The following is a 22,867-nucleotide window of genomic DNA, read 5'->3' as shown; positions in this document are numbered from 1 at the left end:
CGCGGGACGCTACGATTCGAAGCCGTGGACAGGGACCGGCAAGCGATCCTCGCTCGACGCGCACGCTTCATCGCGTCGACGCTGGCGCTGCTTTCCCCCGCGGCCCCCGCCCGCGCCGAGCCCTGCCCGCCGGCGGCTCCGCCCAGCGAAGAAGACCTGCAAACCGCGCGCGCGCTGCTGACGGAAGGGCAAAGCGCCGCATCCGCGGGAGATCTCGAGCTCGCCCGAGCCAACCTCGAACGCGCCTATGCCCTCACCGGCAAGCCCCAGCTGCTCGCGATGCTGGGACGACTGGCGCTCGACGCCGACGACCCCGCCGGCGCAGTGCGTCACCTCGATCGTTACTTCGAGTGTGCTGAAGAGCCCGACGAGAGTCTGAAGGCGCTCCGCGAGCAGGCGCTTTCGCGGACGGCGACCCTGCGCATTGCCACCGAGCCCAGCGGCGCCACGGTGGAGCTCGATGGCGAAAGCATCGGGACGGCACCGTTGGAGGAGCGCGTGAACCCCGGCCACCACACCGTGCGCGCGACGTGGAGCGACGCCAAGCACCTGCCCTACACGCGGACCCTCGAGCTCGGCGAGGGAGACACCACCGAGATCACGCTGGAAGGGGACGCGAACGACTGCCGCGGCGATCCGTGTGTGTGCCTCCAACCGTTGGTGTGCCTCGAGCCGCCCATCGAGCCCGAGTGGACACCGACCTGGGGCATGGAGCTCGGCTATCGCGCGCTCATCGACGTGGCGAATCGCGAGGACCCACACCACGGCCACGGCGGTCACGTCGCGGGGTTCTACGCGTTCCCCCTCGGTCGCCCAACGGAGCTGCGGCTGAAGTTGGTGGCGGAGCCGAGCACCGTCGACAGCCGTGCGTGGCTGCCCCTGGGCGCCGGCGTGGAAGCTTCCCTCTTCGGTGGCCCACTCCGGATGGGTATCGGCGTGGTGGCCGGCTACGGCCTGAGCGACCCGCCGCCGAACACCCGGCTGCCCGACACTGGCGCGTACCTGGCGCCGGAGATCGTGGTGGCCGGGCGTCTCGGGAAGCGCTTCGAGGTCGGCGTCCGAAATGGGTTCGTCGCGACGGAGCTTGCGTCTGGGAGCTTCCGCGTGTCCCACGTCAGCGCCGGACTGTGGCTCGGAGTTCTGTTCGGGCTCCGCGAGAATCCGGACTATTCCGAGATGGCGCGAGGTTCCGCGCCGCAGCGACAATAATCAGCTGCCGAAGATGAAGTCGTCGCCCTTCACGGTGACGCTGATGGTGGTGTTCTCCGGGAACTTGGAGGAGAGAATGGACTCCGCCAGCGGATCCTGGATCTTGCGCAAGATGGCGCGGCGGAGCGGCCGGGCGCCGAGGGCGGGCTCGTAGCCGAGATCCACGAGCTTGTCTTTCGAGGCGTCGTCCAGGGAGAGCGTGAGCTTGCGATCCGAAAGCAGCCGCTCGAGCTTCCGGAGCTGGATGTCCACGATGAGTCGGAGATGCTCCTTGGCCAGGGAGCGAAACACGACCACGTCGTCGATGCGGTTGAGGAACTCCGGCCGGAAGAACTCGCCGAGCTGACTCAAGAGCACGTCCTTCAGCGCCTCTCGACCGTCCACCGTGTCGAACAGCTTCGGGTCGGTGTCCAAGATGCGCTCGGAGCCAATGTTGCTGGTCATGATCACGACGGTGTTGGAGAAATCCGCGAGGCGCCCGCGGCCATCCGTGAGGCGGCCGTCGTCCAACACCTGCAGCAACAGGTTGAACACGTCTTGGTGCGCCTTCTCGACCTCGTCGAAGAGCAGCACGGAGTACGGGCGGCGGCGCACTGCTTCCGTCAGGAAGCCGCCCTGATCGCTGTCGGCGTAGCCGGGCGGCGCGCCGATCAGCCGCTGCGCCATGTGGCGCTCCATGAACTCGCTCATGTCCAGGCGCGTGAGGGCCAGCTCGTCGTCGAACAAGAATTCCGCCAGCGCCTTGGCCAGCTCCGTCTTGCCCACGCCGCTGGGCCCCAGAAACAGGAACGATCCTATGGGCTTGCCGGGATCCCGCAGACCCACGCGGCCGCGACGCACGGCCCGCGAAATGGCCCCTACGGCGTCGTCCTGGCCCACCACGCGCTGCGCCAGCCGCTCTTCCATCTTGAGCAGCTTGTCCGCCTCGCCCTCGAGCATCTTGGCCACGGGGATGCCGGTCCACACCGCCAGGGTGGCCGCGATGTCCTCTTCCATCACGTTGCGCGAGATGTCGAGGGCGCCGGTGCTGCGCGCCGCTTCTTCCGCGGCGTGCAGTCGCTTCTCCAGATCTGGAACCGTGACGTGCTCCAGCTCGCCGAGCTTGGCGAACTCCTTCTGCTCGCGGGCCTCTTCCAGCGCGCGGCGCGCCTCGTCCAGCTCGCTGTGCAGCGCACGCACGGCGGCGACGGCACCGCGACGCGATTCGAGCTTGGAGCGCATCTCGACCACCTTGGGCTCGAGCTCGCTCGCCTCCGCCTCGAGCTTCTCGCGGGCGCTGCGCGTGGTGGCGTCTCCCGAATGATCGAGCGAATGGATCTGCGCCTTGAGGGACTCCAGCCGGCGAATGGCTTCGTCCACCTCGAAGGGCACGCCGTCCGTCTCCACGCGCTTGGCCGCCGCCGTCTCGTCCAGCAAGTCGATGGCGCTGTCCGGCAGGAAACGATCTTGCACGTAGCGCTTGGCGAGCTTCACCGCGGCGACGATGGCACTCTCACCGATCTCCACCTGGTGCCGCTCCTCGTAGCGGCTGGAGATCCCGCGCAGGATCTCGATGGCGCCATCCACGTGCGGCTCCTCGATGGGCAGCGTGGTGAAGTTGCGCAGCACGGCGGCGTCCTTGTCGGCGATCTTGCGCATGCCCTCCGGCGTGGTGGTCGCCAACAGGCGGATTTCCCCGCGAGCCAGCGGAGATTTGAGCAGCTCCCCCACGCCGGAGCCCGTCGGCCCCTGGGCGAACAGCTGCTCCACGCTGCGCACCACCAAGATCGACTGGCCGCGGTTGGCCTCACCGAGAGACGCGATCAGCGTGCGCACGCGCTCGTCGACGTCGCTCCGCAAGCGCGTGCCCGCCACCAGCGCGCTGGCGTCCAGCTCGAGCAGCTTCACGCCGGCAAGGCTCGTGGGCACGTCGCCCGCGGCAATGCGTTGCGCCAGCGCACTCACGATCGCGCCCTTGCCCACGCCGGGCTCGCCCACGAGCAGCGGGTGGCTCTTCTGCCGTCGCTCCACGATGGTGAGCAAGCGACGCACCTCGGCATCACGACCGATCACGGGATCCAGACGATCCGCGCGGGCGTCCTCCACCAGATCGAAGGTGAAGCGATCGGCGTTGCCCGCCACGCTTCCGCCCCGTCGCACCGGGCGCGGCACCTGGCGCAGCGCGCCCATGTGCTGGCGCAGCGATCCCGGCCCCACGCGATGCGCGCCCAAGATCTCGCCGGCGGGCCCGCGGATCTCCTGCGACAGCGCGTTGAGCAAATGCTCCATCTGCACGCCGGGCGCGTGATCGCGATCGGCCTCGCGCCCGGCGCGCTCCAACAGATCGAGCATGGCCACGGACAGGTACGAGGGCTCGTTGGCCTTCGGCAGATCCGAGAGCGCGCGCTCCGCCGTGCTCTGCATCTCCACCACGTCCACCCCCGCCGCCCGAAACACCGCCACCACGCCGGCGTCCCGCTCCAGGGCGCGCACCAACAGGTGCAGCGGCTGCACTTCCGCGTGCTTGCGCTCGTCGGCGAGGGCCTGGGCGCCCGCAACCAGGCCCTTGGCGTCGGGCGAATAGCGTTCGAGGCTCAAAGTGGTGGTGTCTGCACTGGCCATGGGGCGCCCACGGTATCCTGGCCAGGCCGGGGTTGCCGGGGCTTTTTTGTTGGTCCGCCGCGGAACCTCCCGCTCATCACGTCCCTCCCGGCGCATCCCCTCCGCAGCCGCATCACGCCCGCTCGCGCCCCCAAATTCGTTCGGCTCCTCTCGCGCCCCCTCTCGCGCCCCCAAATTCGTTCGGCTCCGAACGGTCTGCGCCGCTCGCGCCCCCCTCTTGCGTGGTTGCCACAGCCGAGCACTCCGCTCGGCGTTCCTCCGGGGGCTGGCGGGACGGGCGCGGAAGCGTAAATTGTCGCCGTGTCCGCCGAAGTCGTGATGTACCGAACCCGCTTCTGCCCCTACTGCGTGCGCGCGGAGCAGTTGCTCGTCCGCAAGAACGCCCAGCTCACCCAGGTGGACGTGGCGGGCGACTGGGAAAAGCGCCGCTGGTTGGCGGAGGTCACGGGGCAAGGCACCGTCCCGCAGATCTTCATCAACGGCGAGCCCATCGGCGGCTGTGACGAGCTGTACGAGCTCGAGCGCCAGGGGCGCTTGGACGAGATGCTCGCGCAAGAGCCTTGAGCTGGCCTATTAGACTCGGGTCGCACCCGCTCGATCGCTCAGCTGCGCGCCGCACTCGCCCTGCACACGACGCGACTGCTCGTCGGCGTCGGGCGCTCGAGTCGAGAAGTGCTGGGCGCAAGCAACTACAGCTCCTCCTGGGTCTCAGCGCGAAACGGCGGCATCCAGGTCTGCTTGTCGGAGCTCCACCTTCACCGTCGGACCCGTGTCCCTGCCAACAGGTCGATGCTGTGCTCACCCGGTGCGCCGCCCGGAGCAAAGCGCCGCGAGCGGATCATGAGCTGCCCGACGACGCGTGCGACTCCATGTCGCTGTGCCATCGCGCGAGCATGCAATTCCCGGAAACATCCGCGCTGCAACCCGCGGGCGCGGGCTCCTCGACGGGGGGCTCTCCCGGGCCCAGGTCGGATAGATGTCAGCTCGAAGCGCACGCCGTTTTGCGTCGTGCCGGTTCGCACGGAACGTGACGGGCACGGCTGTGGCGCCCTCGCTCGCCGGAGGACACACGGCGGTGAGCTCGACGGGCGGGGTCGAAGCTGCACCGACGGCCGGAGCTGGACCAAGGCCTGGCCGCCGTGCGCGCGGGTGCCGCACAGCACCGGGCGGCCGCCCGGCGGAGCGAAGTGCCGATCGACAATCTTGCGGGCGTGCGCCACCACGGCCTCGACCATCGAGAACGAGAATATCTCTCCGGTGTAGAAGGTGCGCTGGTGCCCCTGGAGCGCTTCGAGCCGCTCCTGGAATCCGGCGCCCAGATCCGCGCTCGAGACGTGAGGGAAATAGCGCCAGGGCCTGGATAGCTCGATCCGCTCGACGCTGCCGCCGTGGCGCCGCACGACATGGCGCACGCCGGCCTCGATGCGCTCCCGGTCGTCAGGCGTCCCGAAGGCGTAGAAGAAGACGAGGTCGCTCTCGGGCCAGCGGCGATACGCGAACATCGGCTCCCCCAGCGCTTCGCGCTTCAGGTGCTCCTCCCAGAACGTGTAGCGACTGCGCGGGAAGTTCCTCACGATCGCACCAACAGCGTGGTACGAGCAGTAGCAGATGCGCTCGATCAGCTCGCGTTCGCTGGGGCTCGCCTCGATGAACGCCAGCGCGTCGTCCAGCGGGCACGCCACGATCAATGCGTCGTACTCCCGGCTGCCGGCGTCGGTTTCGACCACCACCCGCTCTCCATCGCGAATCACCCGGCGCACCTCGGTACCCGTGCGCGCATCGAGCCTGTGAGCGACCCTTTCCCACAATCCGCCGTAGCCGGTGTCGAGCAGCTCGTACATCGGCATGCGAAAGACCGTCAGGTACTTCAAGACGTACACTGCCGGGGTCTCGTCGAAGAAGCCGTAGCCAAAACCGGTCACCCAGGGTCGGACGAGCTCTGCCACCCGCTCCACGCGCTCCTTTCGGGCCCAATCGGCGAACGGCTGGTAGAGCTCGGCGTCAACGCCGTCGATGCCTGGCTCGAGCAGGCGCTTGTGCCGCTGGAGCGCGCGGCGGATGCGTACGACCTCCGGCATGATGGACAGGGCGCTCGTGCTTCGCAGCAGCGGCTGGAGAAAGTTGACGCGCTCGCTCCCCTGCTCTGCAAACCATCCGCTGACTTTGGGGCGCGCACGCACTCGATGCTCGCGCATCAAGTCGCGGACGTTGTGGTACGCCGTGGTCAGGCCCCCGGCGCCCACCTCGTAGGTGTGCCCATCGTGGAGAATCGTCCAACACTTACCGCCGACGCGCGAGTCGCGCTCCAACACGGTGACGGAACGATAGCCATGCCGGACCAGCGCGTGGGCGGCGGCAAGGCCAGCCGCGCCCGCACCAACCACACACACGCGCGTCCTTGCCGGATCCGGGTTCAAGGTCGCCTTAGAACCACTCGGGCTCCATACGTGCGTACGAGTCCTCTCCGCTGCGGCACAGCGCAGCGAGGTAGCCGGCGCGAGGCAGCTCGGTGTTGATCCAGTACTGCGCAGCGCAGAGCTTGCCCTCGTAAAACGCGGGCGTGCCGCGGCCGGCGTCGAGGCCGCGCTTTGCCGCCGCCGCCTGCTTCAGCCACTGCCAGCCAATCACCACCGTCGAGAAGAGGTCCATGTAGTCGACGCTATGCAGGAGCATCCCGGCGACGTCGCCGTTCATGCCGAGCCCGCCAAGATGCTCCGTCACGCTACCGAGCGCGGCGAGCGCGCCCTCGAGTCGGCCGCACCACTCGTCGTCCACGCCGGCGGCGCGCGCGTCGGCGATTGTGGCAACGAGCTCGTCGCGCAGGGCGAAGAGCGACTGTCCGCCGTGGCCCATCACCTTGCGGCCGAGCAAGTCCATGCTCTGGATGCCCGTCGTGCCCTCGTGGATGCTGTTCAGCTTCTGGTCGCGCAGCCACGACTCGGGCAGGTACTCGCTGGAGTACCCGTAGCCGCCGTGGACCTGCACGCTGAGCGCGTTGGCTTCGAAGCCACGCTCCGCGGGAAACGTCTTCGCGACGGGCGTGAGTAGATCGAGCAGGAGGCGCGAGCGATCGCGCTCGGCGGTGTCCTCGGCGTACTCACCGAGATCGGACAGCCGCGCGCACTCGGCGAGCAGCGACAAGCCCCCTTCGACGATCGCCTTCTGCCGGAGCAGCATGCGCCGCACGTCGGCGTGCTCCATGATCGGTACCTGCGGCCGGGTGGGGTCCTTCTCGCCGAGGCGCCGACCCTGTGGGCGATCCGCGGCGTATGCCAGCGCCTCGTGGTAGGCCGCGGACGCGGTGGCCACGCCGTTCACGCCTACCATCAGCCGCGCCTCGTTCATCATCTGGAACATGTAGCGGATGCCCTGGTGCGGCTCGCCTACGAGCCAACCACGGCAGTCGTCGTTCTCGCCGTAGTCGAGCGCGAGGCTGGGCAGCCCGCGCCAGCCGATCTTGTGGATCGCGCCCGTGACGGCGACGTCGTTCGGCACGAGCCGGTCGCCTTCGCGGCGCAGTCTGGGCACCGCGAACAGGCTCACGCCCTTGATGCCGGGCGGCGCGCCGTCGATTCGCGCCAACAGGAGGTGCACGATGTTCTCGGTCACGTCCTGATCACCGCCGGAGATGAAGATCTTCGAGCCACGGATCAGGTGGTAGCCCTGGTCGGTGGGGGTGGCGTGAGTCTGCACGTCGGTCAGGCTGCTGCCCGCCTGCGGCTCCGTGAGCGCCATCGTGCCGGCCCAGCGCCCCTCGTACATCGGCTCCATGTACTCGCGCTTGAGTGCTTCGCTGCCGAACGACTCGAGTAGTCGTCCCGCGCCGGACGTCAGACCGATGAAGCCGTAGGCGCTGGCGTTGGCAGCCATCAGATATGCGTTCGCCATGCACGCGACCAGCAGCGGCAGCTGCTGTCCGCCTACGTCCGCCGGCCGCGTCGCCGCTATGATCCCGAGCTCGACCATCTGCGGCAGGATGTCGTGGAGCAGTGGGTGCACCTTCACGCGCCCCCGCTCGAGCACCGGCGGCGCCTCGTCGAAGGGCCGGTACGCCGGAAACAACACGTCGCGAGCGAGCCTCTTCGCCGATGCGAGGTAGAGCTCGAAGGTCTCGCGCGAGTGATCCGCAAAGTGAGGGAGCCCACACAGGCCCTCGGCGTCGAACAGCTCGAACAGCAGGAACTCGACATGGCGGTCGGAAATCAGCGGATTGGCCATCTTGCCGGATGGTACTCCACGATGATGCGCCTGAGCTTGGTTCCGCGATGGACCAACAACCAAACGCCACTGGGACTGGCGGAGCTGGATCAGCGGCCCGGCGGATTCCGTCAGCGGATCTTCCTAAACCCACTGTTCACCTGGGTTGACCACCACCGATGCCACTCCGGCGAGAGCGACGGACGGGCGCGCCGCCGTTGCGCCGTGTTGGTCGAGGGCGGGCCAAGCGGTCCGAAGATCTGAAGCTATGACGATGCGAGACGAGTGCGAAGCGGACGACAGAATTCGACACCGCGAATGCGATTTCAGTTGACGAGCTTGCGGCCGCTCCGCGCGCTCGTTTCGCCGCTCTCGTTCGCACAACGCCCGCGCAGCGCACGTGCGCCCACTGGGCGAGCGTTCGAAACGAAATCGATCTTCGAAGTGCCCGCGCGCTTGAAAGCGCCTCGAGGGGGCGCTGAAGAAGACGAAATTTCCCGTGGTATGCCGGGGGAAACCACGGGGGTTTGTCATGTCATCGTCCAAAGTCATTTCCGTAGAACTGTCTGCCACCGAGCGCACTTCGCTCTCCGCACTTCAAGACCTCTCCAATCGCGACCTCTGGTCGAGCGCGGTCGTTGCCAACGCCGGTCGTCGCAAGGCGACCGCGCACTTGGTCGCGCATCTCGCTGAAATCGAGCGGCGCGAGCTCGTGTACGACGAGGGATACTCCTCCATGTACGACTTCTGCGTGCGCGGCCTCGGGATGAGTGAGGGCACGGCGTATCGGAGCATCGCCGGGGCGCGGGCAGCGCTCTCGTTTCCGGTGGTGCTCTCGCTGCTCGCGGACGGAAACTTGCACCTTTCTGGGCTTTCGCTCTTGGCTCCGCGGCTCACTCGGGAGAATCACGCTGCGCTCCTGGAAGAAGCCGCCGGCAAGACGAGCGCGGGGATTCGCGTGGTGCTCGCGCGCTGGTTCCCGAAGCCGGACGTTCCAGACCAAGTGACACCGCTGCGCACTGGCGGAAAGGGGCCGCGCCCGGGCGTCGAGCCGCTCTCGGAAGGGCGCTTCGAGGTGCATTTCAGCGCCAGCGAGAGCCTGAAAGCGAAGCTCGAGCACGCCCAGAATCTGATGAGCCACGTGAGCCGGGAGCTGGAGGTCGTGGTCGAACGGGCGCTGGATGCGCTGATTCGCGAGCTTGAGAACAAGCGCTGGGGCAAGACGGACAAGCCGCGCCGCTCCCGCGGAACGAAGCCGGGCGAGCCCGGCCGTGCGGCCCGGCGCGAGGTGTACGAGCGGGACGGCGCCCAGTGCTGCTTCGTGTCGGAGTCCGGCGTGCGCTGCACGGCAAGGGCGTTTCTCCAGTATGACCACATCGAAGCCACCGGCATCGGTGGTGGCGACGATGCCGCCAATGGTCGGGTGTTCTGCGCCAGCCACAACTTGAACGCGGCCAAGAAGACCTTCGGCAAGGAGTACGTCGAAGAGAAGAAGCGCCTTCGTCAGCGAAGGCGTTCAGACACCGAGGACGCTGCGAACGCCGAGGCGCGGGAGAAGCAAGACAAGCTCCTGTTGGCCCTCACGAGCCAAGGCTTCAAAAAGGCCGAAGCCAAGCAGGCGACGGAAAAGCTCGCCCGAGAAGCTCGCACCCTCTCGCTAGCAGAGCTACTTCGGCGTGCACTGGCGCTGCTCGTTCCGCGATAAGCGGGATACGCGCGCGGGCTGATTCCGCGCCGAACCCACAAGCTGCCCGGTGGGAAGAATCGTCATTGGGCTGCCGCTTGTGAGAGAGGACCGACTCAGGTGAGCACTGGGGATAACACAGAGCGACGTAGAACGGCTGCGTCGCGCGGGTGTTGCCGCGAGGTCAAAAAGCGCGTCTCCCCGCCGCACCTCGTCCTGCCGGCAGCCCACGGGCGCTCGCACGCGCCTCCGGACCCGATCACCGCCGGTGCGTACTCTTCGACTTGGTGGATTTTGACAGATCGAATGCCCTACGTGCTCGCGCAAGACCCGTGAGCTGGCCTAACGTGGCCCCGTGCCGACCCTCGCCGAGCTCCCCCCCGCGCTGACGACCTTCGTCGCGGTGGCGTTGGGTCTGGCCTTCGGCAGCTTCCTGAACGTGGTCATCTATCGTCTGCCCCGCGGGCAGAGCGTGGTGCACCCCGGCTCCCGCTGCCCCCACTGCGAAAAGCCCATCGCCGCCTGGGACAACGTCCCGGTCTTGAGCTGGCTCATCCTGCGCGGCAAATCGCGCTGCTGCAAACAGCCCATCTCGCCGCGCTACCCGCTGGTGGAAGCCCTCGGCGGGCTCGTGGGCTGGGCGGTGCTCGAGACGCGCGTCGTGATCCTGCCGGGGGAGACGGAGTGGTGGCGCGCCCTCGTGATCTTCGCGCTGTACTTCGCGCTGGCACTGGGTCTCGTGGCCGCAGCGTTCATCGATCTCGAGCACATGATCTTGCCCGACGAGATCACCCTGGGCGGCACCGTGGTGGGCGTCGCCAGCGCGTTCCTGAGGCCCGACGTGAGCTTCGTCGAATCCTTGACCGGCGCCGCCATCGGCTTCGTGATGATCTGGCTGCCCTTCGACGTGCTGTACCGCGCACTCCGTGGCCGCGCCGGCATGGGCCTGGGGGACGCCAAGCTCACCATGCTGGCGGGGGCGTGGTTCGGTTGGCCGGGAGCGGTGTTCGCGCTGTTGGCGGGCGCGGTGCAGGGCACCATGGTGGCCATCGCGGTGTTCGTCACGCAAGGTCGCATCGAAGAGCCCGAAGCCGTGAAGCGGGAACGCGAGGAGCTCTTGGAAGCCATCGAGAACGCCGAGGGCGAAGAGAAGGAAGAGCTGATTCGCGAGCTGGAGGCGGATCCCATCGGCAGCGAGCCGGAAGAGGGCCTCAGCCAATCGCGCATCGCCTTCGGGCCGTTCCTGGTGCTCGCTACCATCGAGTATCTTCTGTTCGGAAAGTGGATCGTGCAGGAGTATCTGGCGTGGATATGGCAGGTGTGAGAATCGCCGTCGCCGCGATCGCCGCGTTTGCTTGCAGCGCGTGCGGCGGTGGTCTGCGCACTGCGCCTCGGGGTGCCGCGCCCGAGAACGCCCAGCGCTACATCGTGGAGTACCCACCGCCTCCCTCCGAAGAAGAGATGGTGGACGACAACACCGACGACCGCTGCGTGTGGGTCGACGGCAAGTGGCAGTGGATCGGGCGCCGCTGGGAGTGGCAGGCCGGCGGCTGGCAAATTCCGCCCAAGGGTTGTTTCTACTCGACCGTTTCCCTGTACTGGATGGAGTCGCTCCAGGGCGGCGCGCTCTACTACTCCGAGCCCGGTTGGTATCCGGAAAGCTCCGAGGGGCTCAGCCAAGAAGAGCTGGACAAGGCGTGCGAGAAACCGACGCCCTGTGGCTCCGCCGCCGGCCCGTATCACGCGCCGGGCACCCGCGCGCGCCCCCGCACCGCGCCGTCACAGTGACGCGGCGGCGCCGCACCGCGCCGTCACAGTGACGCGTCGGCGCCGCGCGCGGTTTCCGCGGCGGACCGACATGCTTGCGAAATGCAACCCATCCCGCCCAAGATGTTCGCCAGAGGAACATTTCGGGTGGGATAGACGCCCATAGTGCCTCGGATGTTCGCGTGGGAAACATCTGTAGTTTCTGCGGCGCACGGACCGCGTTTGGGGCGCACCATGTTCTGTGCCCGAGGAAGGTGTTTTCTTTGTTGCTGCGCCGCGGAACCACACGTTCGCGCCGCTACCGCTGACCCCCGCGGAGCTCGCGCTGAAGCGCGGGATAGCGCCGATACTCGCTGCGAATGCGCTCGAACCACCGGATGCCCTCCGCAGATGGGTCGACCCGTACGCAGGCGAGGGCGAGGGACGCGGCGTGCCCGTAGTGCCGCCGGCGCTGGTTCTCCGTAACGCCGGCGATACGTTTCTCTGCTGCGGCGCGCATTGCTTTCAGAACCGTGCCTCGGTTCGCGTCATCAGTGGGTGAAGGAAGCCCAGCAAGAGCTATGAGGTCAGCCACGTCGGGCGTCGCGAGGCGCGGAGCGTCGGGTGCCACGAGCACGCTCAGGTCATCGTCCACCGACGGCAAGGAAAGTGCATCGTCGCCGAGCAAGCTGGCAAAGAGCGGGAACATGAGGTGACCCGGATGGTCGTCGTGGGACCATCCCAGCCCTGGCGCCGAGGCGAGCAACTTGGCGACCTCCGTGAGGTCGCCGTTCAGGAAGTGCAAGAGCCCTCGTTGCCGATGCTCGGACTTGGGGCAGTGTGCCAATGCCTGGGCGACCCGAGCAATCAGCACCTTCTTGCTTGTAGAGCTCCCAAGCCAGCGCCGCAGTCGAGTCATGCTCGGCTCTGCTCGCCAAGCGCGCTCGAGTAGCACTGGCAAGTTCTTGCGGCCGAGCTGCTGCGCGGCCAAGGCGGCGCCGTCGAGGAACCCGCCGCGAGCATGGTGTTGGGAAGGGACGAGCGCTGCGGCCTCGTCGTAGGCGGCCAGCGCGTCGCTCCAATCGCCCGCTTCCGCGAGCGCGCGACACCACGCCCAAAGGTCTTCAGCCCGCCGCGATCTGCGCGCCATCTCCGCGAGCCCCGCGATGCCTTGCGTTCGGTAGACGACCTCCCGCAACCAGCGAGCTTCGGCAACTTCCCACTCGGCATCACGGCCTTTTGCGGCACGCCTTTCGACGAGCGCTTTCCACTCCCACAGAAAGGCGTCCAGGTCGGGAAGCGCTTCGACGACCACGTCCTCCATCTCGCGCAGCGGGTCCCAGAAGTCTCCGATGCCGCGCATCTCGTCGATGGCAGCGAGCACCCCTTCTGCGCGGTGCTCCGGGGGCGATGTCATGTACGTCGATACGACGTACTGCGCGGCGCAGGTGGCAGGCTCCACAACGAGCACTTCCTCCAGGAGCTCGTCCTGCCCCATGTGGAAGTCCCCATCTCCAGCGGGAATCAACAGCGCGCGAAAGATTTCGAGAGCCGCCGCGTAGTCCTTGGAAAGAAATGCGTTCGAGCCCTCTCGTAGGTACGCGTCGACTTCGGCGGGGTCAGCGTAGCCCGTTCGCTCGGCAGTCGCGGCAAACTCGAGGATCTCACCGACCCTCTCGCGGCCCGGGGCCTCGGGTGCCCAGCCGGATCCACTGCGAGCCGCGTGCTCCACCAGTGCGTTGGCGAAGCGCGCGTGCAGCCTCTCGTCGAACCACGGAACCATCTCGCAGATCAGAGCGCGCAGCCCATTCGCGTCCATGGCATCGAGCGCCGGGTCATGTAGCGCGTGCTTGCGAATCGAGCGCGACCTCACGCTGGCACCTCTTGGCATTGCATGCCGGCGAGAATATCCGTCGACGCTGCATCACACACCATGACCGGGACATTGAATGTCTCACCGCGCTGCGCCCGAGAGCTACCGCGGGCTACGGCCCTTGTTGACGAGTTTCGCCACCAATTTCCCGAGTGCTGTGGCGCACTCGGCATCGAACGGCACTCCTGACACCGCAGACGTGAACGTATCTATCAGGCGGCGGAGCTTGTTGGAACCGCGTCGCTCAGCCCAAAACGAAGCTCGGCAGTGGTAATCGCGCTGACGCAAATCTGCGACGGTGCGTGCTCCACCAGGCGCTCCCCCACCCGACCTTGGCCGCGCAGAGCAAAGCTCACAGTGTCGGTGCCCAGCATGTACTCCGGCGTCATGCAAGCGGGTCCCGAATCTTGGAGACGGGCGTTGGCTTCGGACGTTCAACTTCCTCAGCCCACGCTCCGAGGCAGCGAAGGAACTCCTGCGGCCACCCAGCGGTTCGAGCACCACTTTGCGGCCAACTCGGTGGACGAGCACCTCTCGCTGGCCATCGGGAAAGCGACATGACTTTGGCAACCGAACAGCCTGGCTGCCTCCGTTCCGAAAGACCTTGGCGCGAGATGGCATGGTCGAAAGTATATTCTCTTGCGACCCGGGCTCGCGGCATCGCCCAAAGAGAGCGCCTACACGTCGATCTCTTCGAGCATCTCCCGAGCCCAAGCGACGGCGTCTTCCGCCCGCACGACCTCGTCCGCCTGCGGGTCGACGAGGATCCCGCGGCTGACGCTGCAGAGGATGGCGGCACAGACGACGGAAGACGCCAACTCGCGCATCTCGGAGTGCGTCGAGAAGGTGACGGAGAAGTCGAAGTCGCTCGGGAGCTCGAGCTCGTCCACGAACTCGATGGGCCCGCTCAGGTACTCGAACCCGGCGTCCTCGCCATCGAAGGAACACGGCAGAAAGCCCGAGAACGCATCGACGTCGAACGCCGCGTCGAGCTCGGCAGGGAACCCCGACTCGATGATCGCGTCCGCCCACGCCGACGGTGTGGGCATTGCGCCGCGCGAGAGGTAGACGGTGAGATCGACGGACATTGCAGGTTGCTCCTCACCCCCTCACAGGAAGAACGCATAGCCTAGGGAGAAGCCGATGTATCCAGTAGAAAAGCCGCTGGGCGAGCAGTACGGCGCGGGAGGGTAGGGGTTGGCTTCAGCGCTAGCCCTGCCAAGGCGGCAAGCCATCGCAAAGCTCGTGGTCGAAGATCTGCGCGCAGAGCGCTTCGAATCCCTGCTTACTCCCGCCCACTCGCTGCACGACTATCTCGTCCCCGTCGGTCGACAGATCGACCTCCAGGCTCTGGAGATGAACGCGAAGCGGCACAGCCACGCTCAGGCCGTGGCCGCGCTTCCAACCGGTATCTTCCACCTCGGCGTCAAATTCGGCTTCAAAGAACACCAAGAGCGCAATCGCAACGTCCATGGCGTAGGTGCCAGGCGTTCTCAAGCGCAGCAGGCTTCCGTACTCGTGCGCCGCAACGTGGAAGCGGTCTGAGACTTCATGTTCGCTCACGGCACTGCCCTCGGTGCTCGATGTCATCCCAGCTGGCTCGCACAGCCAGCACGGTGCTAATGGCAGCGTAGCACTCCCACGGCTGCGGACGCCGTTCGCCACCCGCTAGCGGTCGGGCTCTTCCGGCTTGTCGAGCGCGCGAAGGTGAGCGGCAAGAGCCACCAGGTACTCTCGCTGCGATGGCGTCATCGCGCCAGCCAGGTCGTCGAAGTCCTGTTCGACATGGTTCGCTCTGAGGTTGTCCAACGCTGCAAGGAACAGATGGCCGACGCCGATGAGGTCATAGGGTGCGTCGTCTCCGTGAGCGTTCCTGAACTCGCGAATGTACGAGAGAACGGCTTCATGCTGGTTCGTCGACATGGTCCACCTCGGACGTCGCCGCCGGACTCGACCGGACGACTATCTTGGCCTCTTCCGGGCGGTAACCCGTGCAGAGTCCTCGGTGGGCGGCTTGTCCACCCAAGTAGCTCTGGAGAAGTACGGACCGAGCCATCCGTCCTCGTGGGTGAACACCATGGTCCACGCCAGGTCCGGTGGGAATACGTACGCATCCGCTTCGTCAGGTACGACAGGCTCGGCGCTGACCACTCGATAGCCCGGTCGCCGCTTGTCGTCGGTGATGACGAGCAGCACTTTGCAGGCCTGCGCGTGATACGCCGCGCGCGCCGCCTCGCGCTCCAGCGCGAACGTGTCGCGATGGCTGAAGACGTGCCAGTCGTACTTGCCCCGATGCCAGACGCCCGTGGCACGCTCGAGGGGCCGCGCGTAGACGCGCCGCCACGAGTCGCGCAGCGCGCTCGTTTCCTCGATGGTGAGAGTAGTGATGGGCAGATCGTCCGCAATCACTCGAGTCATGGTGGCTCTGTCCCACGCGCAGCACTTCCACTGACCCTGGGGCGGTTGCTCAAGGCCTCGTTCACGCGCTCGGCCAGCGCGCGTTGGGCGTCCGTGAGGCCAGTTTGGTCGAGGCGCTCCAAACCGGACAGAGCTTCCCGCAGGCAGGTCAGAATCGTAACGTCCGCTTCCTCCAAAGGCTCGGTAAGCTCTAGGATTTCCTCCAGGTCGAGCGCGTCGAAGTCGGCAGCGATGCAGTGGTAGGCTTCCGCCGCGTCGGTCGTCATTTCGAGCGCCTCGCAGCACTTTGCGTTGCGAAGAACTCGGGGAAAGATCTCTTCCGGATAGTGGGCCACGACCTGCATTGCCATCGACGCGGCGAGACGGGTCGCTTGCTCTTCCCCCCGCCGCTGGTTCCAGTGGGCCGCGGCGTCGGCAAACTGGTCGCAGATGGAAGCGAGGCGGCAGCCCTCCTTCCAAACGCGGCCCTCGATTGGGTTTCTGGGATAGCCATTGGCACTGTCCGCTAGAGCGTGCAGTTGTCCAACGAGAAACGAGAACGCAGTCCCGGCAGCTTCGACGGCAGCTTCGCGAGTTTGAGCTTGCGCGACGAGGTCGACGAGGCGTTGGGCCTCCTGTGAGCTCAGCTTCATCGTCCCACCAATCCGCGCTGCGCAGCCCCCAATCAATCTGCACGAAAGGGTAGCACTCGCCGCAGCTCGTGATGCGCCGAAGTAGCTCTCGTTCTGCGGTCAGGACCGAACCGGGAGCCGTCCTTTCGAAGCATGCCCGAACGCGGGCGGGCGGCGCGAAGCGCGGTGCTCGCGCCGCCCGGAGCCTCAAATGTCCGTCTTCCAGTAGTAGTCCCAGTTCTGGTAGGCGAGACCGTTGCAGGTGGTGCCGTAGGGCGTGCCGTTCGTCAGGTCGCCGCCCCAGTCGAGGCACTTCGAGCTGGACGTGTGGGTGACAGGCCCGGTGACGTTCCACTTCTGGCCGAGCACTCCTGCGCAAGACCACAGCTGAATGGTGGCGCCGGTGTTCGGCGCGCTGTTGCCGGCCAGCCACTGCGCCTCCGTCGGCCCTTGCATGTCGACGCACTTGGTGACGCCGTTGCGCGTGTAGGTGATCTCGCCGTTGTTGTTGAACGCGAAGACGTCCTTCGACGGCGTCGTGTCACAGGTGCCTACACTGAGCGCAGTGCCGTTCGCCGTTGCGTGGTTCGGAACCTTGAGACACGAGGTTGAAGTCGGCAAACCGAAGTGAACAGAGCCATCCGGCGTTGGGCTCCAGCGCACGAGCGCGTCGGACGTGGCCAAGTCCGGCCGGTTCGCGTCGTCCGAGCACCGCGTGGCGAACACCACACCGAAGAAGGACGCGCGGAAGCACCGTCAATCACCCCAGATCCGCATTTGTTTTTCTTGACGCAAGCGAGCGTGCGTGGGCCCTTCGTCAGCTACGGGAATCGCGACGAACCATCAACCTGAAACGACCAGGCGTAGGCCTGCGTCGTACTCGTCGAGATCGCGCAAGTAGCCGTGCTTTGCCTGCCATGCTCCGCTCTCGAGATCTGCCGCCAGCGCAGTAACGACCCGCTCTACCACCTCCGGCGGCTGCCGCGCGAAGCCCGACGTGGCATTGCGCGCGTCGGCATCGAGCACGCGCTCGGGGTGAGCCCAGAACGCCCCGAGCATGCGGTCCGGAGTGTCGACCGCGAGGGGCACGGTCTCCACGCGCCCGCCGCCGAGCCACTGCGCAATGGTTTCCGGTGGTGGAAAGATGCGGCGGTCGAGCTCGGCGACCTCGGTGAGGTAGTCCGCCATCAGCCACATGCGACCACTGACCTCCGCGTCGAAGGTGAGCACCACGACGGGCCCGCGCGCGACACGACGCAGCTCCTTCACGCCGGCTTCCCGCGCGTCGTCCCAATGGTGCACCGTGAGGATCGCCATCGCCGCGTCCACGCTTCCATCTCGAAGCGGGAGCGCGTCCGCAAAAGCGCGAATCGCGGGGACGCGCTCCGGCGGCCGCTGCGCCGCCATGACGTCACTCGGCTCGATGGCGATCACGTGGCAGTGCGGCGGCTCGTAGGAGCCCGCGCCAGCCCCCACGTTGACCACGCTCCGCGCGCCACCCAACGCGCCATGAATGCGCGCCGCGATGCGCGGATCCTCGCGCCGATGCGCGCTGTACCCGTGCCCAATGCGATCGTACCGCGCCGCCACGCCAGCAGTCTACCTCAGCATGAATTGGTCGGGGCGCCGCGACCACCCCTTTGCCATCAACGGAGCTCTGCCGGCGGCGGCTTGTTCGAGCTGACGAGCAACGCGCTGCCCGCGATGAAGATGGAAGGCAGCGAGACGAACAGGGTGTAGAGCAGCGCGCCACCCAGTCGACGGACTTCGAGCGAGTCCGCGCCAATCACGTTCGTGGCGCGGAGCACCTGTATCAAGAGGAACAGGCCGAGAGGCAGCACCAGCGCGAAGGCGAGGGCGGCGCGATCGAACCGCTTCGCCCACACCTTCGCTTTGCTGGCGTGCAGCACGAGGCCAACGACGGCCAATATCGGTGCGACGTGAACGAGAACGAAGTACGCGGTCAGCACGGCTGGCAAGCAGGCTACCAGCAATGGCCGCCGCGCCAAGGATCACGGCGCGTTCACGCAATCACTCTCCTGCTGCCGGTCGCGGTACTCCGTGGGCACGACGCCGAAGTGCGCCGAGAAGGCCCGCGCGAACGCGGCCGGGGTCTCGTAGCTAGCGGCAAGCGCGATGTCCGTCACGGCCGCTTCCAGATGAGTGAGCTGCTGTGCCGCCCGTTCGAGGCGCAGTCGGCGAATGAACGCGGCCAACGGCTCGCCGGTGAACGCCGCGAAGATGCGATGAAAGTGGAAGGGCGAGAAACACGCGACCCGTGCGAGCTCCTCCAGGTGCAACGGTTCGCCCAGGTGCCTTTCGACGTGGAAGATCACGCGGTTGACGCGCTCGCGGTAGTCCCGGGTCGTCGAGTCTTTCACCGACATGCGTTCACCTCTGGGACCAGGAATAACGCAGGCGGCCGATCGCCTGCTATCCCGTGCTTGCTAACTTGTCGGTGCGGCGCGAAGCCCGGCTCAGAGCGCGACCTTCTCGATGTACGTGCCGTAGATCGAGAAGTACACGCACTGGTCGTCGATCGCGATGGCCTTGCCGTGGCTGAACTTGCTGGTCGTCAGGGGTGAGGGCGTCCCGCCGCTCAGGGGGACCGTGCGCACCGAGCCCCAGTCCGCGGTGAAGCCCCACACCGTCCAGATCGCACGCGTGGCAGTGAGGGCAACGTCGCCGATGTACGTGGGTGCGCTCTCGAGCTGCACTTTGGTTCCGCCGCCGATGGGGACCTTCCACGCACGGCCGGCGGGCTCGCCCCAAACGATCCAGCTGCTATTCACGGCGATGGACTCCGGCTGGCCGCTGGTGGTGGTGACGAGCACCGGCGCCGCGGGATTGCCGCCGGACTTCGGCTGCTTCTCGATGCGGCCGCCGTCGCTCGTGGTCCAGTACACGTACGTCGAGTCCATGGCGATGCCCGACGGACGGCTCGCCGTGGTGGACAGCGTCTCCACGGTGCCGCCGCCGATCTTCACCCGACGCACCAGGTCCTTGCTCCACTCCGTCCAGTAGACGTAGGTGCCGTCCGCGATCACCCCGCGGTGATGCCCGCCATCGAGAACCAACGGAATCGGCGTGCCGCCGGTCTTGGGAACTTGATAGACGGCCCCCGCGGGCGAGGTCGTCAGCGCGCCATCCACGCCGTAGTACACGTTCGAGTCGTCGACGAAGATGGAGCGCGGGTACGGCACGTTCGACACCAGCGTCTGCACCGTGCCGCCGTTCTTGGACACCCGCCGGACGCTTCCGTTGTCGGAGCTGTCGACCCAGTACACGTGAGTTTGGTCGATGGCGAGGTCCCAGGCCTGCAGCCCGATGGCCACGACGACCGGTGTGTTCTTGGGGCAACCGACGACACCGCCGTCCACGCCGCCGCTGCCGCCGCTCCCCGAGTCCACGCCGCCGCTGCCGCCGCTCCCCGAGTCCGCACCGCCGCTGCCGCCGCTCCCCGAGTCCACGCCAGCGTCCGCGACTCCGCCCGCCCCCGCACTGCCACCGACGCCACTGCTCCCACCGACGCCACTGCTCCCACCGACGCCGCTGCTCCCACCGACGCCACTGCTTCCACCGACGCCGCTGCTCCCACCGACGCCACTGCTCCCACCGACGCCACTGCTCCCACCAACGCCACTGCTTCCACCGACGCCGCTGCTCCCACCGACGCCGCTGCTCCCACCGACGCCACTGCTCCCACCGACGCCACTGCTCCCACCGACGCCACTACCGCCGCCCGCGCCCGTCGTCCCCGCGCCGTCTTCCCCCGAACAAGCGCAGGCGAGCACCAACGCCATGAGCACGATCTTGTTGGTGCGCCGCGGAACCACGCGCCTCGACCGCCATGCTCGTCGCGACAAAACCTTCATCCCCACGTCCCCACCCGATTGCATCGTCACACTTCCAGTCTGCGGCAGGCACAACCGCCCGGCGGCCCCAGGTCTGCCACATTCGAGCGCCCGCTGCCGCAAGAGTTTGCGCCCGCGGACTCGGCGCTCCGCGTGGTTTCCCTCCTTCGAGGGTTCCCAAGGGGCTCGCGGCGGACCGACATCCTCTCGAAAACCATCCCGCCTCGGAGGTTCGCCAGAGGAACATCGGGCGGGGGATAGACGCCTTTGGTGCCTCGCAGGTTCGTCTGACGAACCTCTGACGGGGGATAGATTTCGTTCGTGGGTCAGAACGGGAGGTCGTCGTCGGTGGGACTGGGCACTTCGCCGACGGTGAGGTCCAAGCCATCGAGGCTCGCGAGCCGGGGGATCTCCTCTCGGATGGCGGTCGCCATTCGGGCGCGAGCTTCCGGCAACGACGCCACTGCGCCACCGGCGTAGAGCGCGTCGGCAATGCAGTCGATCTCCGCGCCGTCGAGGGGAGCCGCGTCCGTTGGATCCAGCAAGCCGATGGCGGTGCTCAGCGCGAGCTGCGCAAGCCCCTGGGCACCCCGGTCAGCGGGGGTCGGTTCTTCGCAGGCTTCGCGCGCGAGCGTGTGCGCGTCCGGTGCGCTCTCGAGCCCCGCGGCGAGGCATTCCAAACTGGAGAGCGCCGCGGAGGGGAGCTCCACCTCCGGCAGCGAAGCGAGCTGGTTCAGGCACGCGACGACCGCGCGCGCACAGATGCGGCGACTCGCCTTGAGATACAGCAATGCAAGCACCATGGCAGCGCCGCTAGCGCACGCCCGCCAGAGCTGGTCGGGGCCCACCGCGTCGACTTTGGCGAGCCATTCCTCATCCTGGGAGGACGTCGGCCAGCGTCCGGCGAGGGCGCTCTTTGCTTCTCTCAGCGTCATGAACGATGGCCGTGCACCCCCCATGACAGGCGGGATCAGCGGTAGCGCACGAAGTGCCGCGGGAACGCGGCGAAGCCCGCGCGGCGGAGCTTCTGGGCCGCGCGGATCGCGGCAGCGCGCGACGGGAACGTCTGCCGCGTGACGACCGCCAACGGCTCCCTGTCACCGTTCGCGCGCCAGACGGCGATGTAGTGCTCGGCGTGAATCCCACGCTTTGCGAGGCGCTGCTCGAAGGCCAGCGCAAACCGCTCGCTCGACGTGATCGCGAGCTGAACGCGCCACTCCGCATGCGGGTCGCCCCAACCGCCCGCCAGGCACACGCGTGGATGCACGAGCTCGTAGCGGGCCGGTGCTGCGGTTGCCGTCAGGCTGAAGAGCATCGCGGTGGCGATCAGGGCCGAACGCATGCAGCCATCATGGCGGCCTTTTGGGATCGGCGCCAGAATTCGGCCCGAAGTCAGGGCCGCACGCAACCGTCAACGTCGCACGCGCCGAGGTCCGTCTCTGCGTGGCACACGCATGAAGTGCGCTCGCCAACGCCCAGGCACCCTCGCGCGATGCGAGCGGCTTCCGCCACGTCTGGAGCCGAGCAGGGTCGCGCCTTCGCCCCGCCAGCCGGGCACTCGCACAAGTAGATGGCGCGAGGCCCGCGCTCAAACGGGTCGCAGGTCGACAAGCTCGCTGCGGCGACGGTGAGCAACGCAATCGAACGCCAAACCATGTCTTCGCGATACTACCCCCGCCCTTTGCTACGGGTTCAATTGCGTGAAGGCCGCCGCCGCCGTCTGACTTGTGTTGGTCCGCCGCGGAACCTCGCGTCGCGACGGGCATCGCGCCGCGGCAACAAACAAGAGCAGGATCTGTGCGGCAAGCGCGATGCGGGGGCATCGCCTCGGAATCGCCTACGGGTCAGCGCCGGGCGGTGCTCGCAACGAGCCTCGGATGAACGCCTCCAGGCGCTCGACCTGAGCGGCATCGTCCAGGGACACCCACACAGGCAGACTCACCTGCCATGGAACGCCTTCCCAAGTGAGGGAGAAGTCCTCGTGAAAGGCGGCAAGCACGCCCGCGTTCGCTGCCACCAGAGCGCGAGCGCCCACGAACGCAAGATTGAGCGCTTGGAGTGTGTCGACTCCATGGGCGTAGCGCACGCAGTCGTCCGAGAGACCCGTCACCTGGAACGGACACCGCGAATTGTCCGAGCCTGCTGGATCGGCTTCGGGCACTCCGATGCGCACGACGACGGTTCGCTCCGCGGGGCCGCGAAGCTCGAGCGCGCGCTCGGCGATCACACGAAAGGGCGCGTCGCTCACCTACTCCTCCGACGTTGGGCCACGGACGCTTCGAGACAGCTCGTCTATGCGTCGAACGAAGTCGGCTCCCGACTGCCTGGGCTGCCAGCCGCTGGCGAGACCATCCAGGATGGCACGTTTCACCAATCGCGGAGACACAACCGCGCCGTGGCTCATCCAACTGACCAGTCGCTGGGCTGGACTATTTGCATCCTCGACGACGATTCCCAGCCCGGGCTCGTCGTCAGGGGAGACGGTCCAACGATAGTTCACAGCCCCGACCCGAATTCGCCTTGAACCCTTGCGCGCAAGCGTCATCACCCGACACCCCGTGCTCAAAACTGAGCGCCGGTGCGAGGGTAGCACTCGCGATGCCGAAGCACCCACCCTGCTCGCATTCGGAGCGGGATAGGGCCGCGCTCGGTGATTCCTCGAGGGACCGACGGC

The 22,867-nt window shown here is 67.2% G+C and carries 22 protein-coding genes; 5 read left to right on the top strand and 17 right to left on the bottom strand.

Going from position 1 to position 22,867, the window contains the following annotated elements; translation table 11 throughout:
- The first annotated feature begins 24 nt into the window (after nt 1-24).
- Nucleotides 25-1,209 carry a PEGA domain-containing protein gene (locus H6717_24420; protein MCB9580196.1) on the top strand — a complete coding sequence of 395 codons (1,185 nt, stop codon included), beginning with the start codon at nt 25-27 and terminating at the stop codon, nt 1,207-1,209.
- On the opposite strand, the gene H6717_24415 is transcribed toward H6717_24420, so the two are convergent.
- Complete coding sequence (locus tag H6717_24415; GenBank protein ID MCB9580195.1) at nt 1,210-3,810, bottom strand: AAA family ATPase; 2,601 nt, start codon at nt 3,808-3,810, stop codon at nt 1,210-1,212.
- A gap of 318 nt (nt 3,811-4,128) precedes the next feature.
- Between H6717_24415 and H6717_24410 the strand changes: the two genes are divergently transcribed.
- On the top strand, nt 4,129-4,374 hold the full coding sequence (locus H6717_24410; protein ID MCB9580194.1) for a glutathione S-transferase N-terminal domain-containing protein: 246 nt from the start codon (nt 4,129-4,131) through the stop codon (nt 4,372-4,374).
- A gap of 191 nt (nt 4,375-4,565) precedes the next feature.
- On the opposite strand, the gene H6717_24405 is transcribed toward H6717_24410, so the two are convergent.
- Entirely contained in the window at nt 4,566-6,194 is a 1,629-nt protein-coding gene (locus H6717_24405) for an FAD-dependent oxidoreductase (GenBank protein ID MCB9580193.1), read from the bottom strand.
- Nucleotides 6,195-6,234: 40 nt separating this feature from the next.
- Nucleotides 6,235-8,028 (bottom strand): acyl-CoA dehydrogenase, encoded by a 1,794-nt coding sequence (locus tag H6717_24400; GenBank protein MCB9580192.1) that lies wholly within the window; start codon nt 8,026-8,028, stop codon nt 6,235-6,237.
- 511 nt (nt 8,029-8,539) lie between these two features.
- On the opposite strand from H6717_24400, the gene H6717_24395 reads away from it, so the two are divergent.
- From H6717_24395 to H6717_24385, 3 genes are all read left to right on the top strand, one after another.
- Complete coding sequence (locus H6717_24395) at nt 8,540-9,712, top strand: hypothetical protein (GenBank protein ID MCB9580191.1); 1,173 nt, start codon at nt 8,540-8,542, stop codon at nt 9,710-9,712.
- Between the two features lie 364 nt (nt 9,713-10,076).
- On the top strand, nt 10,077-11,015 hold the full coding sequence (locus tag H6717_24390) for a prepilin peptidase (GenBank protein MCB9580190.1): 939 nt from the start codon (nt 10,077-10,079) through the stop codon (nt 11,013-11,015).
- Nucleotides 11,003-11,479, top strand: a complete 477-nt coding sequence (locus H6717_24385) for a hypothetical protein (GenBank protein MCB9580189.1) — start codon at nt 11,003-11,005, stop codon at nt 11,477-11,479. The genes H6717_24390 and H6717_24385 overlap by 13 nt, the downstream gene beginning before the upstream one ends.
- A gap of 277 nt (nt 11,480-11,756) precedes the next feature.
- Here H6717_24385 and H6717_24380 read toward each other — a convergent pair whose 3' ends face one another.
- The 14 genes from H6717_24380 to H6717_24315 all read right to left on the bottom strand — a co-directional run bounded on the left by H6717_24380 (nt 11,757) and on the right by H6717_24315 (nt 22,441).
- The gene (locus H6717_24380) at nt 11,757-13,310 is read right to left on the bottom strand and encodes a hypothetical protein (GenBank protein MCB9580188.1); all 1,554 of its coding nucleotides are present in this window, start codon (nt 13,308-13,310) and stop codon (nt 11,757-11,759) included.
- 677 nt (nt 13,311-13,987) lie between these two features.
- Nucleotides 13,988-14,398, bottom strand: a complete 411-nt coding sequence (locus tag H6717_24375) for a hypothetical protein (protein ID MCB9580187.1) — start codon at nt 14,396-14,398, stop codon at nt 13,988-13,990.
- Between the two features lie 121 nt (nt 14,399-14,519).
- Entirely contained in the window at nt 14,520-14,900 is a 381-nt protein-coding gene (locus H6717_24370) for a hypothetical protein (GenBank protein MCB9580186.1), read from the bottom strand.
- Nucleotides 14,901-14,978: 78 nt separating this feature from the next.
- Nucleotides 14,979-15,233: a hypothetical protein gene (locus tag H6717_24365; protein ID MCB9580185.1), complete on the bottom strand. Its 255-nt coding sequence runs from the start codon at nt 15,231-15,233 to the stop codon at nt 14,979-14,981.
- A 39-nt stretch (nt 15,234-15,272) separates the two neighbouring features.
- Nucleotides 15,273-15,728 (bottom strand): DUF4275 family protein, encoded by a 456-nt coding sequence (locus H6717_24360; protein ID MCB9580184.1) that lies wholly within the window; start codon nt 15,726-15,728, stop codon nt 15,273-15,275.
- On the bottom strand, nt 15,725-16,360 hold the full coding sequence (locus H6717_24355) for a hypothetical protein (protein MCB9580183.1): 636 nt from the start codon (nt 16,358-16,360) through the stop codon (nt 15,725-15,727). Before H6717_24355 ends, H6717_24360 begins: the two co-directional genes overlap by 4 nt.
- A gap of 186 nt (nt 16,361-16,546) precedes the next feature.
- Entirely contained in the window at nt 16,547-16,960 is a 414-nt protein-coding gene (locus tag H6717_24350; protein ID MCB9580182.1) for an RICIN domain-containing protein, read from the bottom strand.
- Between the two features lie 222 nt (nt 16,961-17,182).
- The gene (locus H6717_24345; protein ID MCB9580181.1) at nt 17,183-17,929 is read right to left on the bottom strand and encodes a class I SAM-dependent methyltransferase; all 747 of its coding nucleotides are present in this window, start codon (nt 17,927-17,929) and stop codon (nt 17,183-17,185) included.
- Nucleotides 17,930-17,985: 56 nt separating this feature from the next.
- Complete coding sequence (locus tag H6717_24340; GenBank protein ID MCB9580180.1) at nt 17,986-18,309, bottom strand: hypothetical protein; 324 nt, start codon at nt 18,307-18,309, stop codon at nt 17,986-17,988.
- 42 nt (nt 18,310-18,351) lie between these two features.
- Nucleotides 18,352-18,726 (bottom strand): helix-turn-helix transcriptional regulator, encoded by a 375-nt coding sequence (locus tag H6717_24335; protein MCB9580179.1) that lies wholly within the window; start codon nt 18,724-18,726, stop codon nt 18,352-18,354.
- 90 nt (nt 18,727-18,816) lie between these two features.
- A complete protein-coding gene (locus H6717_24330) occupies nt 18,817-20,175 on the bottom strand; it encodes a hypothetical protein (GenBank protein ID MCB9580178.1) in 1,359 nt (452 codons plus the stop codon).
- 344 nt (nt 20,176-20,519) lie between these two features.
- Entirely contained in the window at nt 20,520-20,996 is a 477-nt protein-coding gene (locus H6717_24325) for a hypothetical protein (GenBank protein ID MCB9580177.1), read from the bottom strand.
- Between the two features lie 167 nt (nt 20,997-21,163).
- Nucleotides 21,164-21,601: an SPOR domain-containing protein gene (locus H6717_24320; GenBank protein ID MCB9580176.1), complete on the bottom strand. Its 438-nt coding sequence runs from the start codon at nt 21,599-21,601 to the stop codon at nt 21,164-21,166.
- A 429-nt stretch (nt 21,602-22,030) separates the two neighbouring features.
- A complete protein-coding gene (locus H6717_24315) occupies nt 22,031-22,441 on the bottom strand; it encodes a hypothetical protein (protein ID MCB9580175.1) in 411 nt (136 codons plus the stop codon).
- Between the last annotated feature and the right edge of the window lie 426 nt (nt 22,442-22,867).

It is taken from the genome of Polyangiaceae bacterium, assembly GCA_020633235.1.
Lineage (GTDB): Bacteria > Myxococcota_A > Polyangia > Polyangiales > Polyangiaceae > JACKEA01.
The sequence above is the reverse complement of the archived record's forward strand: the minus strand, read 5'-3'. Positions and strand labels throughout refer to the sequence as shown.

Coding starts and splice junctions, on each gene's coding strand:
- H6717_24370 (MCB9580186.1), bottom strand. CDS start 14,900: ATGACATCGAGCACCGAGGGCAGTGCCGTGAGCGAACATGAAGTCTCA.
- H6717_24410 (MCB9580194.1), top strand. CDS start 4,129: ATGTACCGAACCCGCTTCTGCCCCTACTGCGTGCGCGCGGAGCAGTTG.
- H6717_24415 (MCB9580195.1), bottom strand. CDS start 3,810: ATGGCCAGTGCAGACACCACCACTTTGAGCCTCGAACGCTATTCGCCC.
- H6717_24335 (MCB9580179.1), bottom strand. CDS start 18,726: ATGTCGGTGAAAGACTCGACGACCCGGGACTACCGCGAGCGCGTCAAC.
- H6717_24365 (MCB9580185.1), bottom strand. CDS start 15,233: ATGTCGACGAACCAGCATGAAGCCGTTCTCTCGTACATTCGCGAGTTC.
- H6717_24360 (MCB9580184.1), bottom strand. CDS start 15,728: ATGACTCGAGTGATTGCGGACGATCTGCCCATCACTACTCTCACCATC.
- H6717_24325 (MCB9580177.1), bottom strand. CDS start 20,996: ATGGTGCTTGCATTGCTGTATCTCAAGGCGAGTCGCCGCATCTGTGCG.
- H6717_24355 (MCB9580183.1), bottom strand. CDS start 16,360: ATGAAGCTGAGCTCACAGGAGGCCCAACGCCTCGTCGACCTCGTCGCG.
- H6717_24375 (MCB9580187.1), bottom strand. CDS start 14,398: ATGTCCGTCGATCTCACCGTCTACCTCTCGCGCGGCGCAATGCCCACA.
- H6717_24385 (MCB9580189.1), top strand. CDS start 11,003: ATGGCAGGTGTGAGAATCGCCGTCGCCGCGATCGCCGCGTTTGCTTGC.
- H6717_24395 (MCB9580191.1), top strand. CDS start 8,540: ATGTCATCGTCCAAAGTCATTTCCGTAGAACTGTCTGCCACCGAGCGC.
- H6717_24400 (MCB9580192.1), bottom strand. CDS start 8,028: ATGGCCAATCCGCTGATTTCCGACCGCCATGTCGAGTTCCTGCTGTTC.